The organism is Pseudomonas poae RE*1-1-14 (genome assembly GCF_000336465.1).
GTDB lineage: Bacteria > Pseudomonadota > Gammaproteobacteria > Pseudomonadales > Pseudomonadaceae > Aquipseudomonas > Aquipseudomonas poae.
Map to the genome: position 1 here is coordinate 1,022,949 of NC_020209.1, position 21,232 is coordinate 1,044,180.

The 21,232-nt window shown below is 57.5% G+C and carries 17 protein-coding genes and 4 pseudogenes; 12 read left to right on the forward strand and 9 right to left on the reverse strand.

Annotated elements, in window-relative coordinates; genetic code table 11:
• Window positions 1-2 precede the first annotated feature (2 nt).
• Entirely contained in the window at window positions 3-1,997 is a 1,995-nt protein-coding gene (locus H045_RS04700; protein WP_041931593.1) for a polysaccharide biosynthesis protein, read from the forward strand.
• Window positions 1,998-2,062: 65 nt separating this feature from the next.
• Here H045_RS04700 and H045_RS04705 read toward each other — a convergent pair whose 3' ends face one another.
• The 5 genes and pseudogenes from H045_RS04705 to H045_RS25415 form a co-directional block, all read right to left on the reverse strand.
• Window positions 2,063-2,917, reverse strand: coding sequence for a 3-hydroxyacyl-CoA dehydrogenase family protein (locus H045_RS04705; protein WP_015371582.1), 855 nt, complete (start codon window positions 2,915-2,917; stop codon window positions 2,063-2,065).
• Window positions 2,918-2,931: 14 nt separating this feature from the next.
• A complete protein-coding gene (locus tag H045_RS04710) occupies window positions 2,932-3,588 on the reverse strand; it encodes an acetyltransferase (RefSeq protein ID WP_015371583.1) in 657 nt (218 codons plus the stop codon).
• Between the two features lie 463 nt (window positions 3,589-4,051).
• Window positions 4,052-4,476 (reverse strand): annotated as a pseudogene (locus H045_RS24325) (transposase); the annotation flags it as partial.
• A 149-nt stretch (window positions 4,477-4,625) separates the two neighbouring features.
• Window positions 4,626-5,810, reverse strand: coding sequence for an acyltransferase family protein (locus tag H045_RS04720; RefSeq protein WP_081602875.1), 1,185 nt, complete (start codon window positions 5,808-5,810; stop codon window positions 4,626-4,628).
• Between the two features lie 276 nt (window positions 5,811-6,086).
• Window positions 6,087-6,257, reverse strand: a pseudogene (locus tag H045_RS25415) (IS66 family transposase); the annotation flags it as partial.
• A 147-nt stretch (window positions 6,258-6,404) separates the two neighbouring features.
• Here H045_RS25415 and H045_RS04725 point away from each other — a divergent pair.
• Both H045_RS04725 and H045_RS25710 read left to right on the forward strand, forming a co-directional pair.
• A complete protein-coding gene (locus H045_RS04725; protein WP_015371586.1) occupies window positions 6,405-6,737 on the forward strand; it encodes a ComEA family DNA-binding protein in 333 nt (110 codons plus the stop codon).
• 185 nt (window positions 6,738-6,922) lie between these two features.
• A pseudogene (locus H045_RS25710) lies at window positions 6,923-7,128 on the forward strand (hypothetical protein); the annotation flags it as partial.
• A 7-nt stretch (window positions 7,129-7,135) separates the two neighbouring features.
• Here H045_RS25710 and H045_RS24340 read toward each other — a convergent pair.
• Window positions 7,136-7,303 (reverse strand): DUF2897 family protein, encoded by a 168-nt coding sequence (locus H045_RS24340; RefSeq protein WP_003238624.1) that lies wholly within the window; start codon window positions 7,301-7,303, stop codon window positions 7,136-7,138.
• A gap of 111 nt (window positions 7,304-7,414) precedes the next feature.
• The gene (gene eat, locus H045_RS04730) at window positions 7,415-8,779 is read right to left on the reverse strand and encodes an ethanolamine permease (RefSeq protein WP_015371587.1); all 1,365 of its coding nucleotides are present in this window, start codon (window positions 8,777-8,779) and stop codon (window positions 7,415-7,417) included.
• 397 nt (window positions 8,780-9,176) lie between these two features.
• On the opposite strand from eat, the gene kdpF reads away from it, so the two are divergent.
• From kdpF to H045_RS04760, 6 genes are all read left to right on the forward strand, one after another.
• Window positions 9,177-9,266 (forward strand): K(+)-transporting ATPase subunit F, encoded by a 90-nt coding sequence (gene kdpF / locus H045_RS04735; protein ID WP_003218754.1) that lies wholly within the window; start codon window positions 9,177-9,179, stop codon window positions 9,264-9,266.
• Window positions 9,267-9,275: 9 nt separating this feature from the next.
• Window positions 9,276-10,970 (forward strand): potassium-transporting ATPase subunit KdpA, encoded by a 1,695-nt coding sequence (gene kdpA / locus H045_RS04740; protein ID WP_015371588.1) that lies wholly within the window; start codon window positions 9,276-9,278, stop codon window positions 10,968-10,970.
• 11 nt (window positions 10,971-10,981) lie between these two features.
• A complete protein-coding gene (kdpB, locus tag H045_RS04745) occupies window positions 10,982-13,039 on the forward strand; it encodes a potassium-transporting ATPase subunit KdpB (protein ID WP_015371589.1) in 2,058 nt (685 codons plus the stop codon).
• A 33-nt stretch (window positions 13,040-13,072) separates the two neighbouring features.
• Complete coding sequence (gene kdpC, locus H045_RS04750; RefSeq protein ID WP_003238631.1) at window positions 13,073-13,618, forward strand: potassium-transporting ATPase subunit KdpC; 546 nt, start codon at window positions 13,073-13,075, stop codon at window positions 13,616-13,618.
• Between the two features lie 290 nt (window positions 13,619-13,908).
• A complete protein-coding gene (locus tag H045_RS04755) occupies window positions 13,909-16,560 on the forward strand; it encodes a sensor histidine kinase (protein WP_015371590.1) in 2,652 nt (883 codons plus the stop codon).
• Between the two features lie 37 nt (window positions 16,561-16,597).
• Entirely contained in the window at window positions 16,598-17,287 is a 690-nt protein-coding gene (locus H045_RS04760) for a response regulator (RefSeq protein WP_015371591.1), read from the forward strand.
• Between the two features lie 115 nt (window positions 17,288-17,402).
• Here H045_RS04760 and H045_RS04765 read toward each other — a convergent pair whose 3' ends face one another.
• A complete protein-coding gene (locus tag H045_RS04765) occupies window positions 17,403-18,440 on the reverse strand; it encodes a patatin-like phospholipase family protein (protein WP_015371592.1) in 1,038 nt (345 codons plus the stop codon).
• A 217-nt stretch (window positions 18,441-18,657) separates the two neighbouring features.
• Between H045_RS04765 and H045_RS04770 the strand changes: the two genes are divergently transcribed.
• From H045_RS04770 to H045_RS04780, 3 genes are all read left to right on the forward strand, one after another.
• On the forward strand, window positions 18,658-18,936 hold the full coding sequence (locus tag H045_RS04770; protein ID WP_003238638.1) for a hypothetical protein: 279 nt from the start codon (window positions 18,658-18,660) through the stop codon (window positions 18,934-18,936).
• 38 nt (window positions 18,937-18,974) lie between these two features.
• Window positions 18,975-19,736, forward strand: a complete 762-nt coding sequence (locus tag H045_RS04775) for a CHAD domain-containing protein (RefSeq protein WP_015371593.1) — start codon at window positions 18,975-18,977, stop codon at window positions 19,734-19,736.
• Window positions 19,737-19,846: 110 nt separating this feature from the next.
• Entirely contained in the window at window positions 19,847-20,644 is a 798-nt protein-coding gene (locus tag H045_RS04780) for an acyl-CoA thioesterase (RefSeq protein ID WP_015371594.1), read from the forward strand.
• Between the two features lie 9 nt (window positions 20,645-20,653).
• Here H045_RS04780 and H045_RS04785 read toward each other — a convergent pair.
• Window positions 20,654-20,863: pseudogene (locus tag H045_RS04785) on the reverse strand (terminase); the annotation flags it as partial.
• Window positions 20,864-21,232 lie beyond the last annotated feature (369 nt).

Consider the following 21,232-nt stretch of genomic DNA (forward strand, 5'->3'; position numbering starts at 1 on the left):
TTATAGATCGTATACGTGCGTATTTGTTGAGCCTTCCTCGCCGACAGAAACGCATACTGCAGGTGCTTACGGACGTTATTTTAGTCTGGGTTGCGCTGTGGCTGGCTTTTTTAGTTCGTCTGGGAATGGACGAAATGATCAATCCAGTTAAGATGCACTTATGGCTATTTATTTGCGCACCGGTAGTTTCTGTTCCCTTGTTCATTCGATTTGGTATGTATAGGGCGGTAATGCGGTATTTCGGCAATGATGCTCTTATTGCAATTGTTAAAGCGGTGAGTCTCTCAGCGTTGGTGCTTGGTGTGGTCGTATACTGGTACAGCAACCATCAAAATGTAGTCCCTCGATCCATTATATTCAACTACTGGTGGTTGAGCCTTATCATGTTGGGCGGCTTGCGCCTCGCAATGAGGCAGTATTTTCTTGGCGATTGGTTCGCGGCGGCTCAACACGTACCATTCACCAGCCGTGAGGATGGTTTGCCACGTGTGGCTATCTATGGTGCAGGCGCCGCTGGAAATCAGTTAGTTGCTGCTTTGCGCATGGGGCGTGTCATGCGGCCAGTTGCCTTCATTGATGATGATGACAGCATTTCTGATCGAGTAATTGCAGGATTGCAGGTTTATAAGTCCAAACATATCCAACGGATGATTGATGCAACAAGCGCTCAGGAGATTCTCTTGGCTATTCCCTCAGCCAATCGAGCAAGGCGCCGTGAAATTCTTGGCTTTCTTGAGGGCTATCCTTTACACGTGCGCAGTATTCCGGGGTTCATGGACTTGGCAAGTGGGCGCGTCAAGGTCGACGATATCCAGGAGGTGGATATCGCTGATCTATTAGGGCGCGACTCGGTACCTGCCCAAGGCGAACTGCTCGAACGCTGTATCCTTGAACAGAACGTCTTAGTGACCGGAGCAGGTGGCTCCATCGGCTCAGAGCTGTGTCGGCAGATCTTGGCCCTCCATCCCAAGACTCTTCTATTGTTTGAGCACAGTGAGTTCAATCTTTACTGTATTTTGTCAGAGATTGAGCAGCGTATTGTGCGTGAGTCGCTGCCGATTCGAGTGTTGCCCATCCTTGGCTCAGTTCGCAATCAGGAACAGTTGATTGATGTAATGAAGACATGGCGTGTCGATACCGTTTATCATGCTGCGGCCTATAAGCATGTACCCATCGTAGAGCACAATATTGCTGAAGGTGTCTTAAATAACGTTATTGGAACTTTGAATACCGCGCAAGCTGCATTGCAGGCGGGAGTTTCAAACTTTGTACTGATTTCCACTGATAAAGCTGTGCGTCCGACCAATGTCATGGGTAGTACTAAGCGATTGGCGGAATTGACTTTGCAAGCGCTCAGTTTGGAGGTCGCACCGGTTTTGTTCGGAGACGAGTCTAATGCTCCCAAGGTCAACAAAACTCGTTTTACCATGGTTCGTTTTGGCAATGTGCTTGGGTCGTCGGGCTCTGTGATTCCTTTGTTTCATAAACAAATCAAGTTGGGGGGACCATTAACAGTCACACACCCGAAAATTACCCGGTATTTCATGACCATCCCTGAAGCAGCTCAGTTAGTGATTCAGGCGGGGTCTATGGGGCAGGGGGGCGATGTATTTGTGCTCGATATGGGTGAGCCGGTCCGGATAGTCGAGTTAGCTGAAAAAATGGTTCATCTGTCGGGTCTCAGTCTGCGTTCCGAAAAAAATCCTCATGGTGATATTGCTATTGAGTTCACAGGGCTTCGACCTGGAGAGAAGCTGTATGAGGAGCTTCTGATCGGTGACAATGTGGTTGCCACACAGCACCCAATGATCATGAGTGCGAACGAGGACCATATTGAATGGGAAGTACTGAAGTCCAAGTTGACTGAGCTGTTGGACGCAGTCAAGAGAGATGACTATGCTCGTGTACGGCAGCTGCTTCGTGACACTGTAAGTGGTTATACGCCGGACGGTGAGATCGTTGACTGGATCTATCAGCAACGCAGGTTGGAACCTTAGGCCTACAGTTCACGTAGCAGGTTATTGAAGGCTGGGAGGATGATCGGACTGTGCAGTCCGATTCCCTAGTAGCTGTAAAAACCTGAGCCGGATTTTCTTCCTAGCTTATTAGCTCTTACCATTTTTCTCAGCAAGGGATGAGCCCTATATTTCGGGTCTCCGGTCTCATTATGCAGTGTTTCCATGATTGAAAGATTGACGTCGTTGCCGATCAAATCTGCCAGCGCTAGCGGCCCGATAGGATGATTGGCGCCAAACTTCATCGCTCTGTCTATTTCTTCCGCGCTCGCGACACCCTCAGCCAAGATTCCTATTGCTTCATTTATCATTGGAATCAACATTCGATTGACGATGAAGCCCGGGGCTTCATTCACTAATACCGGCTCTTTGTGCAGTGTCTTGGCGAAGTCGAAGGCCCAAGAGGCTGTGTGTTTCGAGGTCGAGAAACCTACAATGATTTCCACCAGCTTCATCACGGGGGCCGGATTAAAAAAGTGCATGCCTACTACATTTTCTGGATTTTTTGTGAGGCTTGCCAGTTCAGTGATGGATAGTGAAGATGTGTTCGATGCTATTATTGAGGAATCTTTTGCATAGGACGCTATATCGCGAAATATCTTATGCTTGATAAGCATATCTTCAGATACTGCCTCAATAATTAAATCAGTGTTTTTGATTGCTTCATACTCATTGGAGACAATTACTTTTTCTGAAAAAGATATTGCATCTTTAGTAGACAATCTTTTTTTGTTAACCATACGCTCCCAGCTGAACTTGAGGCTTTCGTAAGCCGCTTTGCAACCGGTCTCGGAGCGACCTATCCATACGATAGAGGAGGTTACCTCGCTCTGCGCAAGTAATTGAACGATCCCTTTTCCCATGGTTCCTGAGCCGATGACGGCAACTTTTATCTCTTTCATGTAGTGTTTAGTCCTTACTGGGAAGCTGAACGAAGTGGCTTTGCGGGATTGCCAAACACCGTAGTATAGGGGGCTACGCTTTTAGTCACGACTGAACCCATCCCAACAACCGCTCCCTCACCAATTACAATGGGCCTTTCCGGCGTACCCTGACGAATCATTGCTCCGGTACCGATATAGGCATGGTCTTCAATAACTACACTGCCATTGCATTGAACGTTAGGAGCGAAGGTCACAAAATCGCCGATGACGCAATCATGGGCTACATAAGAATAAATGTTCGCATGGAAAAATTTTCCGATTTTCGCGTTTGCGGTAACCGTCGTGAATGGGCAAAAAACAGCTCCCTCGCCAATTGTATTATGGCTGAGGTTGACAGCACTTAGCGCTGAAACTGTAAACGATGATGCGCCTTCTGATATGAGGCGCTCAGAAATTTTCTGTCTGACCTTGCTATTGGCGATAGTAATGTTAAAAAATTTCTCTCCTTCCATCCTAAGAAAAGACTCAACATTTACTAGGCGGTAGCCGTTGAGACTGTCTTCCTGAGCATTATCGTCCACGAAAATAATTTTGAGATTTTCCTGAGATGTTGTACCTAGCATCTGGCTGACCAGAGGTATAACCTCACGCCCAAAACCGCCTGCTCCTACAATTGCGTAAATTTTCATATCCGTTCCTCATGATTCATCTGAATTATCTCGTAGGTTTGGCAATTCTACAGATGAAATCTGGCAGTGTCAGGCACCTGTTTATCCGTTTTCAACATAAGGTCATTGCTCAAACTCAACGTTACAAACAAGACTGGCTAACCATTCATTGCAGAGTGTTCTAAAATATCAATGTGTGAAGTTTCTAAGATTTCCTAGTGGTCTTGACAGCTCCCATTAATTATGGGGTCTCTTGTTCGGGTAAACGGACAGAGGGGGCTGATTAGTTACTCCCTTTCTTGAATTAGCAGATAGTAACCTTAAACATAAGAAATCATTACTATCAATGGCGCTGTCGAAGAATATGGTATGCGCTCCATAAAGCCCACCTTAAATGATTGCGCGCTCTGCTATACGGCGTGAGCAAGCAGTTTCACGGTAGCAAGGCTTCGTAATCTTCAATTGATGTCTCCCTTAGCAAGTGTTCGAGTGCGTGGCGACCCATTACTTTTTCAAAGCGGTGCAGGGAAACCGTCCACATATTTTAGTATTCAGCAGCATTGTCAGAACGCTGGGGCTGGCCATGTTTTTCTCAATCACCTGAGCCGGTTTGTCCGCAGTGACCAGCGCACTCTCGCAGTCGCGGCAACCGTGGATTTTACGAACGTCTTTGATCACCCGTATCTGCATCGGGACGATTTCAAGTTGTTTGCTGATTTCCTCGCCAATGGCGTGTTTGCGGCAACGGCAGGCGCAGGTCAATTCATGCTCGGGCAGTTCGTGAATTACTTCGATGCGCGGCAGAACGGCGGGCAGAGGCTTGCGCTTACCACGGCGCTTGGCAGAGGCTACGACTTCTTCTTCATAGTCTTTATCGATAGCTTCGACGACGCTCTCTGCTGCGTTGAACGGGCCAACAGACGCGTCGCTGTACGATGAGCATTTTCTTGAGACTTCCCTCATAGAGTTCCCCGCTGGAGAGCAATCTGGAATCTTGAAGGTGCACGCACTCGATCAAAACACTCGCCCAGCGTTTTTTCGCTGTTCCCCAGCTTCACCTAGAGCTTTACTTGAGTTGATTTTTCCCCTCTAAGCCAATCTGTGATAACGGCAACTTTTTTCATCGTGGGTCGCTCAATAAGGGAGAACGTTAGGCCACATATAAAAACCAAAATCGGGGTGAGCGCCAGAATGAAAAAGCAGTATTTAAGTGCACTTATCTGACTAATTATTGTGCTCTCAAAAACTAACTTAAACATCACATACAATAGAATGCCGTGCAGGAGATACATGCTGTAAGCCAGCTCTCCCATTGTTCGCGAGACTTTGCTTTTAAATAAGCCAAAAACACTGTTGCCACCTGCAATCAGACAGAAAGCAGCTACCAATAACATTTTCGCCAGCGAGCTTTCATATACTGAAGGAAAACCTATAAAGACCAAAATCAGCAATAACAATATAATTATAGAAGAGCGTTTAGATTTGGAGAAAGCCTTAAAGAGCTCTAATCTTACAACAATGGCCGCGAACATACCGCCGACGAACAACCAATACAAACCATTTACAAAATACAGGCTGCCGAACCCATACATGCATAGCGCACTCAATAAAAGATATTTGATTGATGACTTGCCGCCAATGGCCAAAAATATTAAAGGGAGTGCGAAGTAAAAAGTCCACTCATATGGGAGGCTCCATGCAACACTAGCATTAATTAGATTTGTGTTCGCTAGGCCATTTATATCAGGGGAACCATATTGAATGGTAAAAAACAGCCATTTTGAGATACTCAAAATTATTTCACTGAGTTCAGCTGGCGGATTATTCCTGGTAATTATAAAAACAACTAAAAACAGTAACCCCATTGAAAAAAAATAAAGAGGTACTAGCCTTAAAAATCTAGACACATATAGCCTGAGCCAATCAACTCCAGAGTTACGAGAGTCAAGCAATTTAGAAAAAAACAAAAATCCCGTTATCATAAAAAACAGCGAAACTCCGACCTGTCCAAAATTTACGAAAACCCTAATTGGAGGATTGGTCCAGCTGCCAGTCTTCAAATAAAAAAACCATATACAAGAGTGATGGAGAAAAACAAAAAAAGCTAAATAGCCTCTTAGCCCATCAATAGTAATAAATCGATGAGCATTATCCGAAACAGATAGTCTGCTAGAAATAAAATACGTCGACAACAAAGCTATAAGCATCGCCAAAAAGGCGAAAAGTACGCCGATTATTTCCACTGTTTTTATTCCCTATTGTATTTTTACCATTCAATCTTATCATGATATCTTTTTTACTCGCTCTGCATTTTAAACGAAAGGGCTCCTCAGCACCCCATCGGTGAGTCATTTTGATTGCTCTGACATACGCTTGGCACGCACGTAAGGCAATTACCGCGTTATCTCCGTCATTGGCGATCGCGACAATTTTTTTGCGCATGCGCTGGTTCAAGTTAAGCTCGACGGGTTGCGTGGACCAGGCTGACGGCGTCGAGGTTGGCAGGCATGTAGCATCCACGCATAGGACTCTCGGCCGTTGGAAGAGGCGTTGTTGTCGATCGGCAGGTAACCTTCCTCGACGTATCGTTCCAACTTGCTCCAGTTAATTGCGAGGTAACTGATGGCTTTGCCCAAGGCACTCTGAGCGGTGACCTGGGGCTGCGTTTCAATCCGGCTTTTCAACTGAGCCTTTTTCTATGCTTTCCTATGCGCCATTTTTTCAGCGTTCACACCCTGTAACTCAAGTACTTTTGACGCCCTCCAAACATCGCCTACCTTAGAAAAGCAGCTTCGGAAAAGCTGCTTCTCTCTAACCGATGTCATGGAGCGTCAACAATGAAAAACACTTACATCTCCTCCCTAGTCTTCGCTCTCCTCACCAGCCTCTCGGCCGCGACCACCGCAGCCCCGTCCATCAAACCCGAGCCTCCAACCCCCATCTCTGCCCAGATGATGAAGGCAGAGCAATCCGCCAAGGTCAATCTCAATGCCGCCGACGCCGAAACTCTTCGTCGTGACCTCTTCGGAATTGGCGCGGCAAAGGCTAAGGCAATCGTCGCCTATCGCGATACCAATGGTCCCTTCACGGCGATTGATGAGTTATTGGAGGTCAAAGGTATCGGCAAGGCTTTGTTGGAGAAGAACCGCGAACGGTTGGTGATCAACTAAGCGAAGTACAGAAGGAGGCCGGTCATTGATCGGCTTCTTCCTTCTCATAAATCTAGCCTTCGAATTTATCGAGTGCAACTTCCATAAGCCGATCCGCCAGAGTGGGATCCTGAATACGGTCGAATAACACCAACGCGCAAACTCTCAGCTTCTTTCCATCCTCCACCTAAAATCGACCCGTGCAACTGCGCGCGCCGTCGACGTGCCCCGTTGGGATTTATAGTTGCCGATATGAGGCCCGCAGGCACAGGACCCGCTGACGGTATGTCACCCGTTAGGCGTCGAGATCTACAGGCTGAAGGATAAGCTGCTGACCGGCTGGAGCCAGCCTCAACGTGCCGCCTATAAAGGCCAGCACGGTTTGCATATTGCCAGCGCAGAAGTGAAGTAAACCCGGTTCAGCGCTCCTGCGCGTCCTTGGCATCCGCTTGCGCATTGCGCTGGGCCACGCGCTTGCGTTGTTCGTCGGTGAGTTCGACCTTGTTGGCGCTGTCACGCAGCATCATGAGGCCACCGACGATCGACCCGATCGCTACTACCATAATCAACCACGCATACCACGGCATAACGCTCTCCTTGAGGCAGATCGCCGTGGGAGAATTTTCCCACGGTAATAACTGCTTTGAGTGACGGGCTTTCTGAGTAGTTCAGTGTAGGCCCGTTCTGCCTCGCACGTCTTATAGCCCGGTCAGCATGGCATCCGCCGGCGCATCAGCGCGGTCTTGTGCGGTCAATTGGAAGTACACGAAGCCGACGGCCATGAAACCCAGGAAGATCAGACCGATCAAGGTGTTGAACCAGGCCATCGCCACCAGGCACACCACGGCCAGTACGAGTGCGATGCCGGGTACGAGGGGATAGCCGGGCGCGCGGAAGGTGCGTTCCAGCAGCGGCTCGGTTTTACGCAGTTTGAACAGGCTGAGCATGCTCATGATGTACATGACGATGGCGCCAAACACGGCCATGGTGATCATCGCGGCGGTCAGGGTCATGCCGCCGAGGTTGATCAGGCCATCGCTGTAGATGGCCGCGATGCCGACTACACCGCCAGCGATGATTGCGCGGTGCGGTGTCTGAAAACGCGACAGTTTGGCGAGGAAGGAGGGCAGGTAGCCGGCGCGTGCCAGGGCGAAGAACTGCCGCGAGTAGCCGAGGATAATGCCGTGGAAGCTTGCCACCAGGCCGAACAGGCCGATCCACACCAGCATGTGCAACCAGCCGGAGTTGTCGCCTACCACGGTTTTCATGGCTTGGGGCAGCGGATCGTTGATGTTTGCCAGGGTGCGCCAGTCACCTACGCCGCCGGCGAAGAACATCACGCCCATGGCCAGAATCACCAGGGTGAGGATGCCGCTGATGTAGGCTTTTGGAATGGTGCGCTTGGGATCTTTCGCTTCTTCGGCCGCCATGGCCGCGCCCTCGATGGCGAGGAAGAACCAGATGGCGAAGGGAATCGCTGCGAACATCCCGGCAATCGCCGGCGCGCCAAAGGTATCTGACCCGGCCCAGCCATTGAGGGCGAAGTGGCTGAAGCTGAACGCGGGTGCGACCACGCCCATGAACACCAGCAGCTCGGCGACGGCGAGTACGCACACCACCAGTTCGAAGGTGGCGGCGAGTTTTACGCCGAGAATATTCAGCCCCATGAACACGACGTAGGCGCCAACCGCCGCATGTTTAGGGTCGAGGGCCGGGAACTGCACGTTCAGGTAGGCGCCGATGGCCAGTGCGATGGCGGGCGGAGCGAACACGAATTCGATCAGGGTTGCGAGGCCGGCGATCAAGCCGCCTTTTTCACCAAAGGCGCGGCGGCTGTAGGCAAAGGGGCCCCCTGCGTGAGGAATCGCGGTAGTGAGCTCGGTGAAACTGAAAATGAAGCAGGTGTACATCGCGGCGACCATCAATGACGTCACCAGGAACCCGAGGGTGCCGGCCACGCCCCAGCCATAGCTCCAGCCGAAGTATTCCCCGGAGATCACCAGCCCGACGGCGATACCCCATAAATGCAGGGTGCCCAAAGTGGGTTTGAGGTGTGTGCTCATTGTGCTGCGCTCCTTGAACGGTTTGGAATGATTCAAGGTGTTGCAGCGGGCATGCCAGCATGAAAATCATAGTCGTAAAGTGGCGCATCCGTCGTATCGGGGACGGTTTGGTGTCTGAACATCCCCACCACTGCACCAGGCAGGTGCAGTGCTGCCCCTGGCCGCCGCCATCGCGGGCAAGCCCGGCTCCCACAGGTAACCGCATTCCAATGTGGAAGTCGGGCTTGCCGGCGATGGGGCCCGTTCAAGCAATGCAAACCTTCGGTGTAAACCCTGCATAAACCCACTCTTTACGCCGTCTTTACGCCCCACCCACGGCCTCGCTCTCGTTCCTTTACACCACTCCTGCGGACAATTGCCCCACACGCGGCACTCGCCGCACAACGGAGAGACTTCCATGAGCGTTCTGGACGGGGTGTCACTGCTATTGGCCGTGGCGCTGTTCATTTATCTGCTGGTTGCGCTGTTACGCGCGGATCGGAACTAGGAGTTGGGCATGCACAGTTATGACTATTGGCTGATCATTGCCTTCTTTGCCGTGGTGCTGGTACCTGCACCCTTGCTCGGGCGTTTTTATTACAAGGTGATGGAAGGCCAGCGCACCTGGCTGACCCCCGTACTGGGGCCGGTGGAAAGAGCCTGCTATCGCCTGTCCGGCGTGGATGAACAACAGGAACAGAGCTGGCAGAAATACGCGCTGGCGTTGCTCGCGTTCAACCTCGCGGGTTTCCTGCTGTTGTTCGCGATCCTGCTGTTCCAGAACTACCTGCCGCTCAATCCGCAGAAGCTGCCGGGTCAGGAATGGACGCTGGCTTTCAACACGGCCGTCAGTTTCATGACCAACACCAACTGGCAGTCCTACAGCGGGGAGGCGTCCCTCAGTTACCTCAGCCAGATGGCCGGCCTGACCGTGCAGAACTTTGTCAGTGCGGCCACGGGGCTCGCAGTCCTGGTCGCGCTGTGCCGTGGGATCGGTCGCAAATCCGCCGCGACATTGGGTAACTTCTGGGTCGACATGACCCGCGCCACCCTCTACGGCTTGCTGCCGTTGTGCTTGGTGTTCGCGCTGTTCCTGGTGTGGCAGGGCGTGCCACAAACCTTTGCCCATTACGTCGATGCCGTGACGCTGCAGGGCGTGGATCAAGTGATCCCCCTCGGTCCTGCGGCCAGCCAGATTGCGATCAAGCAACTGGGCACCAACGGCGGCGGTTTCTTCGGCGTCAACTCGGCGCATCCGTTCGAGGACCCGACCGCCTGGTCCAATCTGTTCGAGTTGGCGGCGATCATCCTGATCCCCGTGGCGCTGGTGTTCACCTTCGGTCACTACGTCAAGGACCTGCGCCAGAGCCGCGCGATCCTGGGCTGCATGCTCGCGTTGTTCCTGATTGGTGGCGCGACCTCGCTGTGGGCCGAATACCAGCCCAACCCGACCCTGAACAACACTGCCGTGGAGCAGGCCGCGCCGCTGGAAGGCAAGGAAGCGCGCTTCGGCACCACCGGCACCGTGCTCTGGTCGGTGGCTACCACGGCGGCGTCCAACGGCTCGGTCAACGGCATGCAGGACAGCCTCAATCCACTGAGCGGCATGGTGGCGCTGGTCAACATGATGGTCGGCGAAGTGATCTTCGGCGGCGTTGGCGCCGGTATGTACGGCATGCTGCTCAACGTGCTGATCGCGGTGTTCCTCGCCGGCCTGATGATCGGCCGCACCCCTGAATACCTGGGCAAGAAACTCCAGGCCAAGGAAGTGCAACTGCTCGTGGTGACCCTGTTGGTGATGCCGGTTGGCGTGCTGGTGCTGGGCGCCATCGCCGCCAGCCTGCCAGGCCCGGCCGGCGCCATCAGCAACCCCGGCCCCCATGGTTTCAGCCAGTTGCTCTACGCCTACACCTCGGCCAGTGCCAACAACGGCTCGGCGTTCGGCGGCTTCAGTGGCAATACGACGTTCCACAATCTGATGCTGAGCCTGGGCATGTTGATCGGTCGCTTCGGCTACATCCTCCCGGTCCTGGCCCTGGCCGGCAGCCTGGCGATGAAGAAGACCGCGCCGATTGGCCAGAACAGCTTTCCCACCCACGGCCCGCTGTTCGTGACCCTGTTGACCGTGACCATTTTGCTGGTAGGCGGCCTGACGTTCCTGCCGACGCTGGCATTGGGCCCTATCGCTGAACACTTGAGCATGGGCTTCTGAGGGATATGAAAATGAATATGCCTGCAAACAACGCGGCCCCGGTCAAACCCCAGGAACCCGCCAAAACCGCAATCTCCGCGCTGTGGCGCCCGGCGCTGGTCCAGGCCTTCGTCAAGCTCGACCCCCGTCAGTTGCAACGCTCGCCGGTGATGCTGGTGGTCGAGTTGACGGCCATCCTTACCACCGTGCTGTGTTTCGTCCCTGATACCGCCGTGCCCACCTTTGTGGCCGCGCAGATCGCCGTGTGGCTGTGGTTCACCGTGCTGTTCGCAAACTTTGCCGAAGCGCTGGCCGAAGGCCGTGGCAAAGCCCGCGCCGACAGTCTCAAGGCGGGCAGTGAAGGCCTCAGCGCACGGCGCAAGGAGGCCGACGGCACCTTCAAGGTGGTTCCGGCCGCCAGCCTGCGCAAGGGCGACGTGGTACGCGTGGTCGTCGGCGAAATGATCCCCGGTGATGGCGAAGTCATCGAAGGGATCGCGGCGGTCAACGAAGCGGCGATCACGGGCGAATCCGCCCCGGTCATTCGCGAATCCGGCGGCGATCGCTCGGCCGTCACCGGCAATACGCGGCTGGTGTCCGACTGGCTGCTGGTGCGCATCACCGCCAACCCCGGCGAGTCCACCCTGGACCGCATGATCGCGCTGGTGGAAGGCGCCAAGCGTCAGAAAACCCCTAACGAGGTGGCGCTGGACATCCTGCTGATCGGCCTGACGTTGATCTTCCTGATGGTGGTGGTCACCCTGCAGCCGTTCGCCCACTTTGCCAATGGCAGCTTGCCTCTGGTGTTCCTTGTCGCACTGTTGGTGACGCTGATTCCTACCACCATTGGCGGCTTGTTGTCGGCCATCGGTATCGCCGGCATGGACCGGCTGGTGCGCCTCAATGTGATCGCCAAGTCCGGCCGCGCCGTGGAAGCGGCGGGGGACGTGCACGTGTTGTTGCTGGACAAGACCGGCACCATCACGTTTGGCAACCGCCGTTGCTCGGCGGTGGTCGCCGCGCCAGGTGTCAGTGGTCGCGAGGTGGCCGAAGGTGCCTTGTTCGCGTCCCTGGCGGATGACACGGCGGAGGGCAAATCCATCGTCGAGTATCTGCGCGCCTTGCATCCTCAGGCCGAGCCGTCGCTGGATGAGTTGACTGCCGTGCCGTTCAGTGCCGAAACCCGTCTGTCCGGTGTCGACTATCAGGGCCGCGTATTTCGCAAAGGCGCAGTGGACTCGCTGCTGGCGTTTATCGGTTTGCAACGCAGTGACCTGTTACCGGCACTGTCGCGGGAAATCGACAAGATCGCGCAAAGCGGCGGCACGCCGTTGCTGGTGTGCGCCGACGGCAAATTGCTCGGCGCGATCCACCTCAAGGACGTGGTCAAGCCCGGCATCCGCGAGCGTTTTGCCGAGCTGCGCAAGCTGGGCATCCGCACCGTGATGGTCACCGGCGACAACCCGCTGACCGCCGCCGCGATTGCCGCCGAAGCCGGCGTGGACGACGTACTGGCCGAGGCCACTCCGGAGAAAAAACTCGCCCGCATTCGCCATGAGCAAAATGACGGGCGGCTGGTTGCCATGTGCGGCGACGGCGCCAACGACGCCCCGGCGCTGGCCCAGGCTGACGTAGGCATGGCGATGAACGACGGCACCCAGGCCGCGCGTGAAGCGGCCAACATGGTCGACCTCGACAGCGATCCCACCAAGCTATTGGACGTGGTGCAGATCGGCAAGGAATTGCTGGTGACCCGAGGCGCGCTGACGACGTTCTCGATCGCCAACGACGTGGCCAAGTACTTCGCCATCCTGCCCGCGCTGTTCGCCGCGATCTACCCGCAGTTGGGCGTGCTTAACGTGATGCACCTGCAGAGCCCGCAGAGCGCGATCCTTTCGGCGATTGTGTTCAACGCGCTGATCATCGTGGTGCTGATTCCCCTGGCTTTGCGCGGTGTGCGCGTGCAGGCGGCGAGTGCGGCGGCGTTGCTGCGGCGCAACCTGTTGATCTACGGCCTGGGTGGCCTGTTGGTGCCGTTCGTGGGCATCAAGGCGATCGACATGCTGCTGACGGCGCTGCACCTGGTGTAACGCTCGCTTTCCCGACTTAGTGAGGATTTGACCATGACTAACATGATCCGCCCGGCCCTGAGCCTGCTGGTTCTGATGACCCTGATCACTGGCGTTGCCTATCCATTGGTGGTCACCGGCGTGGCCCAGGTGGCATTCCCTGCCCAGGCCAACGGCAGCCTGGTGCGCGATGCCAGCGGCAAGGTGCGCGGCTCCAGCCTGATCGCCCAGGACTTTACCGGCGACGGCTGGTTTCACCCGCGACCTTCGGCCGGTGCGTTCGCCACCGTATCCAGCAGCGCCAGTAACCTGGGGCCAAGCAACCCGGCGCTGGCCACTCGCGTGTTCGACGATGCAACCAGGCAGCAGGTGCCAGGCCAGGGCCCGGTGCCGCTGGCCTCGCTGACCACCTCCGGCAGCGGCCTGGATCCGCACTTGCCACCGCCGGCGATTGCCTATCAACTGGCGCGGGTGGCCGCGGCGCGAAATGTGCCGGTGGCGACCTTGCAACGCTTGCTGGATGAACACATCGAAAGCCCCTTGGTGGGCCCGCCGGTGGTAAACGTTCTGGCGCTGAACATGGCCCTGGAAAAATTGTAGGCCGCGTCGCCATCATCGCGGGCAAGCCCTAATGCCATTCAGTTAAGGAAAATGTGTGCGCTTATTGTGGCGAGCGGGCTTGCCCCGCGTTGGGGTGCGAAGCGCCCCCACTCCAGCAAAACGCGGTGTACCTGATACGGCTCAGCGCCTGGTTTTGGGGCTGCTGCGCAGCCCAACGCAGGACAAGCCTGCTCGCCACAGGGAATCTGCGCTTAACTGAACGGCATTAGGGCTTGCCCGCGATGAGGCCATAAAAGCCCCTCCATAAACACCTGAAGGAACCCTGAAGCATGAGCGACTCCGGCCGCGCCGACGCCCTGTTAGCCGATCTGCCCCGGGATGGCCGTGGCCGCCTCAAAGTTTTCCTCGGCGCCGCGCCCGGTGTGGGCAAGACCTACGCGATGCTCCAGGCTGCTCATACCCAATTGCGCCAGGGCATGCGGCTGATCGCCGGCGTGGTCGAAACCCACGGCCGCGCCGAGACTGAAGCCTTGCTCGGCGGCCTGCCGCAACTACCGTTGCTGCGCAGCGAATACCGCGGCGTGATGCTTGAGGAAATGGATCTCGACGGCTTGCTCGCTGCCCGGCCCGGATTGGTGCTGGTGGACGAACTGGCCCACAGCAATGCGCCCGGCAGTCGCCACGAAAAGCGTTGGCAGGATATTCAGGAGTTGCTGGCGGCCGGTATCGACGTGTTCACCACGGTCAACGTCCAGCACCTGGAAAGCCTTAATGATCAGGTGCGCGGTATCACCGGCGTGCATGTGCGTGAAACCCTGCCGGACTGGGTGCTGCAGGAGGCCGACGAACTGCTGCTGATCGACCTGCCGTCCCGTGAGTTGCTCGAGCGCCTACGCGACGGCAAGGTTTATGTGCCGGAACAGGCCCGCGCTGCCATCGATGCGTTTTTTACCCAGACCAACCTGATGGCCCTGCGCGAGCTGGCGATGCAAACCGCCGCCGCCCATGTCGACGATGACCTCGCCCAGGGCTATCGCCAACTCGGCCAGGCCGCGCCGGCGGTGCGTGGCCGTTTGCTGGTGGGGGTGGACGGCGATGCGCAGGCCGAGCGGCTGGTGCGCCATGCCAGTCGCGTGGCCCAGCGCCGGCATTTGCCGTGGAGCCTGGTGCATATTGATAACGGCCGGGCGCGGGATGAGCAATCGCGCCTGCGCCTGCAAAACGCCCAGCAACTGGCTGAGCGCCTGGGTGGCGAAGTGGTGCTGTTGCGCGCTGGCGAGGTGGCCAGGACGTTGATTCAGCATGCCGCCGAACGCCGAGCCAGCCTGTTGCTGGTGGGACAGTCGCGGATGCGCTGGCGCCGCCGGCTGCTGGGGGGCGGTCTGGCCGCACGCCTGTTGCGCCAGGCGCGGGGGCTGGAAATCAACGTGCTCGACAGCGACGAGTTGCCCGCGCCGCCGCGCTTGCCGCAGGTGATGGGGCTGCGCTGGTTCGATTACGCCCTTGCGGTGGTGGCCACACTGGTGGCGGCTGCCGTGGCGTGGGGGGTGTCCAGTGTGATGCCGTTGCCGAACATCTCGCTGGTGTTTCTTGCCGCCGTGTTGCTGGTGGCAGTGCGCAGCAGCCTCGGCCCGTCGCTGGTGTGTGCCGCGCTCTCGTTCATGGCCTACGACTTTCTGTTTATCCCGCCGAATTTTTCTTTCGCCATTCAGCGCGAAGAGGACGTGCTCACTCTGTTGTTCTTCCTGCTGATGGCGGCGCTCACCGGCAACCTGGCCGCGCGGCAGCGCCAGCAACTGCAAGCGTTGCGCGATACCCAGGAGGAAACCAGCGAGCTGCTGGACCTGTCTCGCAAGCTGACTGCCGCCACCGATCGCCAGGCAGTGATCAGCGCGGCGACGCTGCACCTGCAAGGTTGGAGCGACCTCGACCTGTGCCTGGTCAACCGCGACGGGCAGGGCGGCTGGATGGTCGAAACCGGTGGCCCGTTGACGTTCACCGAAGCCGAGCGCGCCGCCGCCGACTGGTCCTGGCAGCATGACCAGCCGGCAGGCAGGGGCACTGGCACCTTGCCGTTCGGGCGCTGGTGGTGGTGGCCGCTGTCGGGCGAAGAGGGCCCATTGGGCTTGCTCGGTGTGAGCGCCAAGCCGGGCCTGGAACTGAGCGGCCAGCGTCGACGGTTGCTCACGGCCTTGAGCCAACCGCTGGCGCAGGCCCTGGCCCGCGCGCAGTTGGCGCAGGAGCTTGAGTCCGCACGGTTGCATGGCGAAACCGAGCAACTGCGCAGTGCCTTGCTCGCCTCGGTGTCCCATGACCTGCGCACGCCGTTGACCTCCATGCGTGGCAGCATCGACAGCCTGCTGGCGCTCGGCGAAGCGATTCCCCTGGACGACCGCCGTGAACTGCTGGAAGGCACTCGCGACGAAGCCGAGCGCCTGGACCGCTACATCCAGAACTTGCTCGACATGACCCGCCTGGGCCATGGCGCACTCAAGCTGGCGCGCGACTGGGTGTCGCCCGGCGATATCGTCGGCAGCGCCCTCGGCCGTCTGCGCGCGGTGCTGGCGCCTTTGCAGGTGACCACCGATGTGCCAGCGGAACTGCCGTTGCTGTACGTGCACGCGGCGCTGATCGAGCAGGCGCTGGTCAACGTGCTGGAAAACGCCGCGCGCTTTTCACCGGTTCACGGCCGCTTGCAGTTGAGCGCCGGCGTCGCGGACGACCAGCTGTTTTTCGCCGTGGCCGACGAGGGGCCGGGGATTCCCGAAGACGAACGCGCGAAGATTTTCGACATGTTCTACACCGCTGCACGCGGTGACCGGGGCGGGCAGGGCACGGGCCTGGGTCTCGCCATCTGCCAGGGCATGGTCGGCGCGCACGGTGGGCATATCCGTGTGGCCGATGGCATCGACGGGCGCGGCACTTGCATCACCTTATTTTTGCCTTTGCCGGCACAACCTGGCCTGGAGCGTGAGGCGTGAGATACCCTGTGTTCTTGACGATTTATGATTGGACACCATGAGCCAGACCGCGACGATTTTGGTCATTGATGATGAGCCGCAGATCCGCAAGTTTCTGCGCATCAGCCTGGCTTCCCAGGGCTACAAAGTGATCGAGGCCGGGACCGGCACCGAAGGCCTGGCCCAGGCCGCGCTGAACAAGCCGGACTTGCTGGTGCTCGACCTGGGCCTGCCGGACATGGACGGCCAGCAGGTGCTGCGCGAGTTTCGCGAATGGTCCACGGTACCGGTGCTGGTGCTGTCGGTCCGCGCCAGCGAAGGGCAGAAAGTCGAAGCGCTGGACGGTGGCGCCAACGATTATGTGACCAAGCCGTTCGGCATTCAGGAGTTCCTCGCGCGTATTCGCGCGTTGTTGCGTCAGGCGCCGGCGGGCGAGGCTCAGGAGGCCGCGCTGCGCTTCGGCCCGCTCACCGTGGACCTGGCCTATCGCCGGGTATTGCTCGACGGCGCCGAAGTGGCGTTGACCCGCAAGGAGTACGCGGTGCTGGCGCAACTGGCGCGCCATCCGGGGCGGGTGATCACCCAGCAACAACTGCTCAAGGACATTTGGGGGCCGACCCACACCGAGGACAGCCACTATCTGCGTATCGTGGTGGGCCACCTGCGGCAGAAGCTGGCGGATGATCCGACTCAGCCGCGGTTTATCCTGACGGAGCCGGGGGTTGGGTATCGGTTGCTGAGTAGCTGAGTGCAGTTGGGTCTGGACTGGCCTCATCGCGGGCAAGCCCGCTCCCACAGGTTGATCGCGTTCCAATGTGGGAGCGGGCTTGCCCGCGAAGAGGCCATCGGTACACCGCTAAATATCAACTCTGCTCACTCTCATACCGATCCAGCGTATCACTGGCAATCTCCCGCCCCAGCGCGATCAATTCCGGCGCCTTGTAAAACTCGAAAAACCGACATACCCGCTTGGGCACATTGATCAGCACATCCGGCGGGTACCCGGCGATCTTGTACTGCGCCAGCGATGTTTGCATCACCTCGAAACTCTGATTGATCAAGTCCAGCAGCGACGCTGGCCCGACGTTGTCGATAATGAACGAACCGGTGGCCGACTTCGGCGCGCCGGGTTTTTCCGGCGCGGCGGCGGGCTGCTGGGAGTCGGGCTCGGCCGACTCCAGCCACGGGTTGATTTCCGCCGCATGGGCCTGCAGGGCTTCCTGCTCGAGCTTCATCAACTGTTCGGCCTGCTTGCGGCGAAACGGCAGGTGCGAGCCGAGTGATTTGGCCAGGCTGTTGAAGCGGCTCTTGAACGCCGGCGGGCGCTGGATCACCGGCAAATGGTAGTGCTTCTGGTGGGTGGCGTTTAGGTTGACCGCGATGATCAGGTCGCAATGGCTCGACACCACCGGCACGATCGGCAACGGGTTGAGCAACCCACCGTCCACCAGCATGCGGTTGCCTTGCATCACCGGCGTGAACAGGCTGGGAATCGCCGCCGAGGCGCGCATGGCCTGGTGCAGGCAGCCTTCCTGGAACCAGATTTCCTGCTGGTTGGTCAGGTCGGTGGCGACGGCGGTGTAGGGGATGCGCAGGTCTTCGATATTGATCTCGCCGACGATCTTGCGGATCTGCCCGAACACTTTCTCGCCACGAATCGCCCCCAGGCGAAAGCTCACGTCCACCAGGCGCAACACATCGAGGTAGTCGAGGCTTTCGATCCAGTTGCGATAGTCGTCCAGCTTGCCGGCGGCGTAGATCCCGCCCACCACCGCGCCCATGGAGCAACCGGCGATACAGGCGATGTCATAACCGCGCCGTTCGATTTCCTCGATCACGCCGATATGGGCGTAACCCCGGGCCCCGCCGGACCCCAACACCAAGGCAACACGTTTCTTCATAGTTCCTGCCCTACGCAAAACAGGTGCCCACAATGCACCCATTGAGGGGGCCGCTTCAATCGCCGCGGCGGCTTCACAATAGTTCTCCAGAATAACGACGGGGCTAGGGTATGCTTCGGCAATCAGCGCTTCGGTTACAGGCTGTCCTACAAGGCACTTTTCTTCGTAGGCACCGTCTACAGCGTACGACTGTTTTTCTTATTTTGAGGTGTCATCGATGAAAGCCTGGATGTGTGTGCCCGTGATCCTGTTGGCCCTGGCCGGTTGCGCCGGGAAAACCGCCTACCGCGACAGCTGCGGATCGCAATTGGACGCCGCCTGGAAAGAGCTGGACCTGGCCAAGGCCGAAGGTTTTGCCGGCACCGTCAGTTATTCCAAGGCGTTGTCGCTGTTGACGGGCGCCAAGACCCAGCAGCAGTTCGAGGCGTTCGAGGGCTGCTCCAACAAGGCCGAAAAGGCGCGGTTCTATATTCGTGAGTCGCGCGCCGGTCGTTGATCGGTTAAACGGGGTTTTCATCGAAACGGGAGGACAGGATGTCAGCGTTGGTTGATCAGTTGGTCGCTCAGGTCATTGGCCTGGAAGTAGGGTTGCTGAGCTGCCAGGCTCGCCTTGCCGCCGTCACCGATGATGAAGCCTTGCACGACCTGCGCACCAGCGTGCGCCGCCTGCGCAGTCTGTTGCGCCCTTTGCGTGAATTGCCAGGTGTCGAGCAGCTTGAATTGGCGGCCGGCACGGTGGGCCGTTTGACCACGCCGCTACGCGACCGCGAGGTGCTGGCGGCGTATTTGCTTGAGCAGGGTTATCAGGTGGCCGCGCAACGTCGCCTGCAGCTGCAGCCGGACGTCTATCGCCAAGTGGCGCAAAGTCCTGAGCTGGCGCACCTGCTACAGATTCTCGATGCATTCCCTCGGTTCATTCGTGCCGCCCAGCGCCAGAAATTACTCAAGGGATTACGGGCGCGTATCGAAAAGCGTCTTGCCAAACAATGGCGCAAGCTGGGTGATGCGCTGAACGATCCGAGCCACGATCGCCACCGCTTGCGGTTGTTGATCAAGCGTGTTCGTTATGCTGCCGAGGCTTATCCGAATCTGGACAAGCTGCCTGCCAAGGCAGTACCGCGTCTGAAAAAAGCCCAGGGCGCCCTGGGTGACTGGCATGACTGTTGGCAATGGCTGGCCCAGTCCGAACAACAACTCGACCTGCTTCCCTGCGTGCCGGTCTGGCGTACGACCATGACAAAGGCCGAGGTGCAGGCGGATCGCGTGCTGGATAAACTGCGCGCCGATTGTTTCTGAACCGTATCGTGCCCGCTGACGCCGGTCCGGTTTTTGGCGGGAACAGGCGCTGTACCTTGAAGGCGTGATGGTTAAGATGCGTCGATCGATTTTCTGGATATGAGGCTGCCATGCGCTTTAGTGACTTACTCGACGCTGTTCGGCGCAACCCGCAGGATGTCACCATACCGGCCGAATGGGGCCAGGGCCGCGCCAGCTTTGGCGGTCTGGTCGCCGCCCTTTTGTATGAAACCATGATTGCCCAAGTGCCCGCCGGGCGGCCACTGCGCTCCCTGGCGATCACCTTTGTGGGGCCTGTGGCGCCGGATGTATCGGCCAGCTATCAGGTCGAAGTGTTGCGCGAAGGCAAGGCCGTCAGCCAATTGCTCGGTCGCGTGGTGCAGAACGGCGAAGTCGCCACCTTGGTGCAGGCCAGCTTCGGCGCTTCCCGCGCATCGGAAATTGAAGTGGTCAGCGAACCGGCGCCGGTGTTCAAGCATTGGGACGAGGGGCAGGATGTGCCTTATATCAAGGGCGTCACGCCGGAGTTCATGCGGCATTTGTCGATGCGCTGGACCGTGGGCGGCCTGCCGTTCAGCGGTCAGAAATCCCGCACCATGGGCGGCTGGATTCGTCTGCGTGGCGATGTGAAGGAGGAGCCGCTGACCGAAGCGCATATCCTCGCGCTGGTCGACGCCTGGCCGCCGGCCTTGCTCTCGCACCTGAGCCAACCGGCGCCAGGCAGTTCACTGACCTGGACCATCGAGTTCATTCAGCCCTTGCAGGACCTAACCACCCTCGACTGGTGTCAGTACCATGTCACCATCGAACACGCCCGCGACGGCTATGGTCATATTGCCGCCGCCTTTTGGAGCCCGAGCGGCGCACTGATCGCTATCAGCCGCCAGACGGTGACCGTATTCGCCTGACCCTCAGCGACGCTGCAGCCCCATGCCTGCTAGAATGCCTACTACACCTACGGCAACACTGGCCAGGCTGGTGCTGAACACGCCCGAAGCGATCAGCAGAAAGCCGGTGATAAACAGCGGCACAGCGATCAATTGCAACGCTTGGTGAGTGGCGTGTTGCTGGTTTTGCGGGAAGTTGCGCCATTGCCAGGCGGGGAAATCAGGATGACGTTTGCCCATGATGGTAAATCCTCTGTCCGTTTAAACAACATGGGCAGAGTTTAGGTGGGCAGGGTAGGGGGCGGCGAATTGGGGTTGGCTATGGGGGTCATAGCGTTCGCGTATTCATCGTCTTGGCCTTTCCAATCTATCGAGCCCAACTGCTTTCGAGGCATCTATGAGTTCTTCCTTACTGTTGTACGAACTCTTATGGAGGCCTATCTTTTCGATCAGCTTTATAGTAACTAGCGTATGTGTTTGTCTCGCCGCCGAAGCTCGATGGTGAGATTTATCGTTAGCTCGACATCATAGGTTTTTCCTATCTCTATTTCATAAGTGCAGTAGCTGATAAAGCAATTTATGAGTGTCCCTTCGAGGAGTAAAGTAACG

Coding starts and splice junctions, on each gene's coding strand:
- H045_RS04765 (WP_015371592.1), bottom strand. CDS start 18,440: ATGAAGAAACGTGTTGCCTTGGTGTTGGGGTCCGGCGGGGCCCGGGGT.
- H045_RS04710 (WP_015371583.1), bottom strand. CDS start 3,588: ATGAAAATTTACGCAATTGTAGGAGCAGGCGGTTTTGGGCGTGAGGTT.
- H045_RS04780 (WP_015371594.1), top strand. CDS start 19,847: ATGCGCTTTAGTGACTTACTCGACGCTGTTCGGCGCAACCCGCAGGAT.
- H045_RS04760 (WP_015371591.1), top strand. CDS start 16,598: ATGAGCCAGACCGCGACGATTTTGGTCATTGATGATGAGCCGCAGATC.
- H045_RS04775 (WP_015371593.1), top strand. CDS start 18,975: ATGTCAGCGTTGGTTGATCAGTTGGTCGCTCAGGTCATTGGCCTGGAA.
- kdpA (WP_015371588.1), top strand. CDS start 9,276: ATGCACAGTTATGACTATTGGCTGATCATTGCCTTCTTTGCCGTGGTG.
- H045_RS04770 (WP_003238638.1), top strand. CDS start 18,658: ATGAAAGCCTGGATGTGTGTGCCCGTGATCCTGTTGGCCCTGGCCGGT.
- H045_RS04725 (WP_015371586.1), top strand. CDS start 6,405: ATGAAAAACACTTACATCTCCTCCCTAGTCTTCGCTCTCCTCACCAGC.
- H045_RS24340 (WP_003238624.1), bottom strand. CDS start 7,303: ATGCCGTGGTATGCGTGGTTGATTATGGTAGTAGCGATCGGGTCGATC.
- H045_RS04705 (WP_015371582.1), bottom strand. CDS start 2,917: ATGAAAGAGATAAAAGTTGCCGTCATCGGCTCAGGAACCATGGGAAAA.
- kdpB (WP_015371589.1), top strand. CDS start 10,982: ATGAATATGCCTGCAAACAACGCGGCCCCGGTCAAACCCCAGGAACCC.
- kdpF (WP_003218754.1), top strand. CDS start 9,177: ATGAGCGTTCTGGACGGGGTGTCACTGCTATTGGCCGTGGCGCTGTTC.
- kdpC (WP_003238631.1), top strand. CDS start 13,073: ATGACTAACATGATCCGCCCGGCCCTGAGCCTGCTGGTTCTGATGACC.
- H045_RS04755 (WP_015371590.1), top strand. CDS start 13,909: ATGAGCGACTCCGGCCGCGCCGACGCCCTGTTAGCCGATCTGCCCCGG.
- eat (WP_015371587.1), bottom strand. CDS start 8,779: ATGAGCACACACCTCAAACCCACTTTGGGCACCCTGCATTTATGGGGT.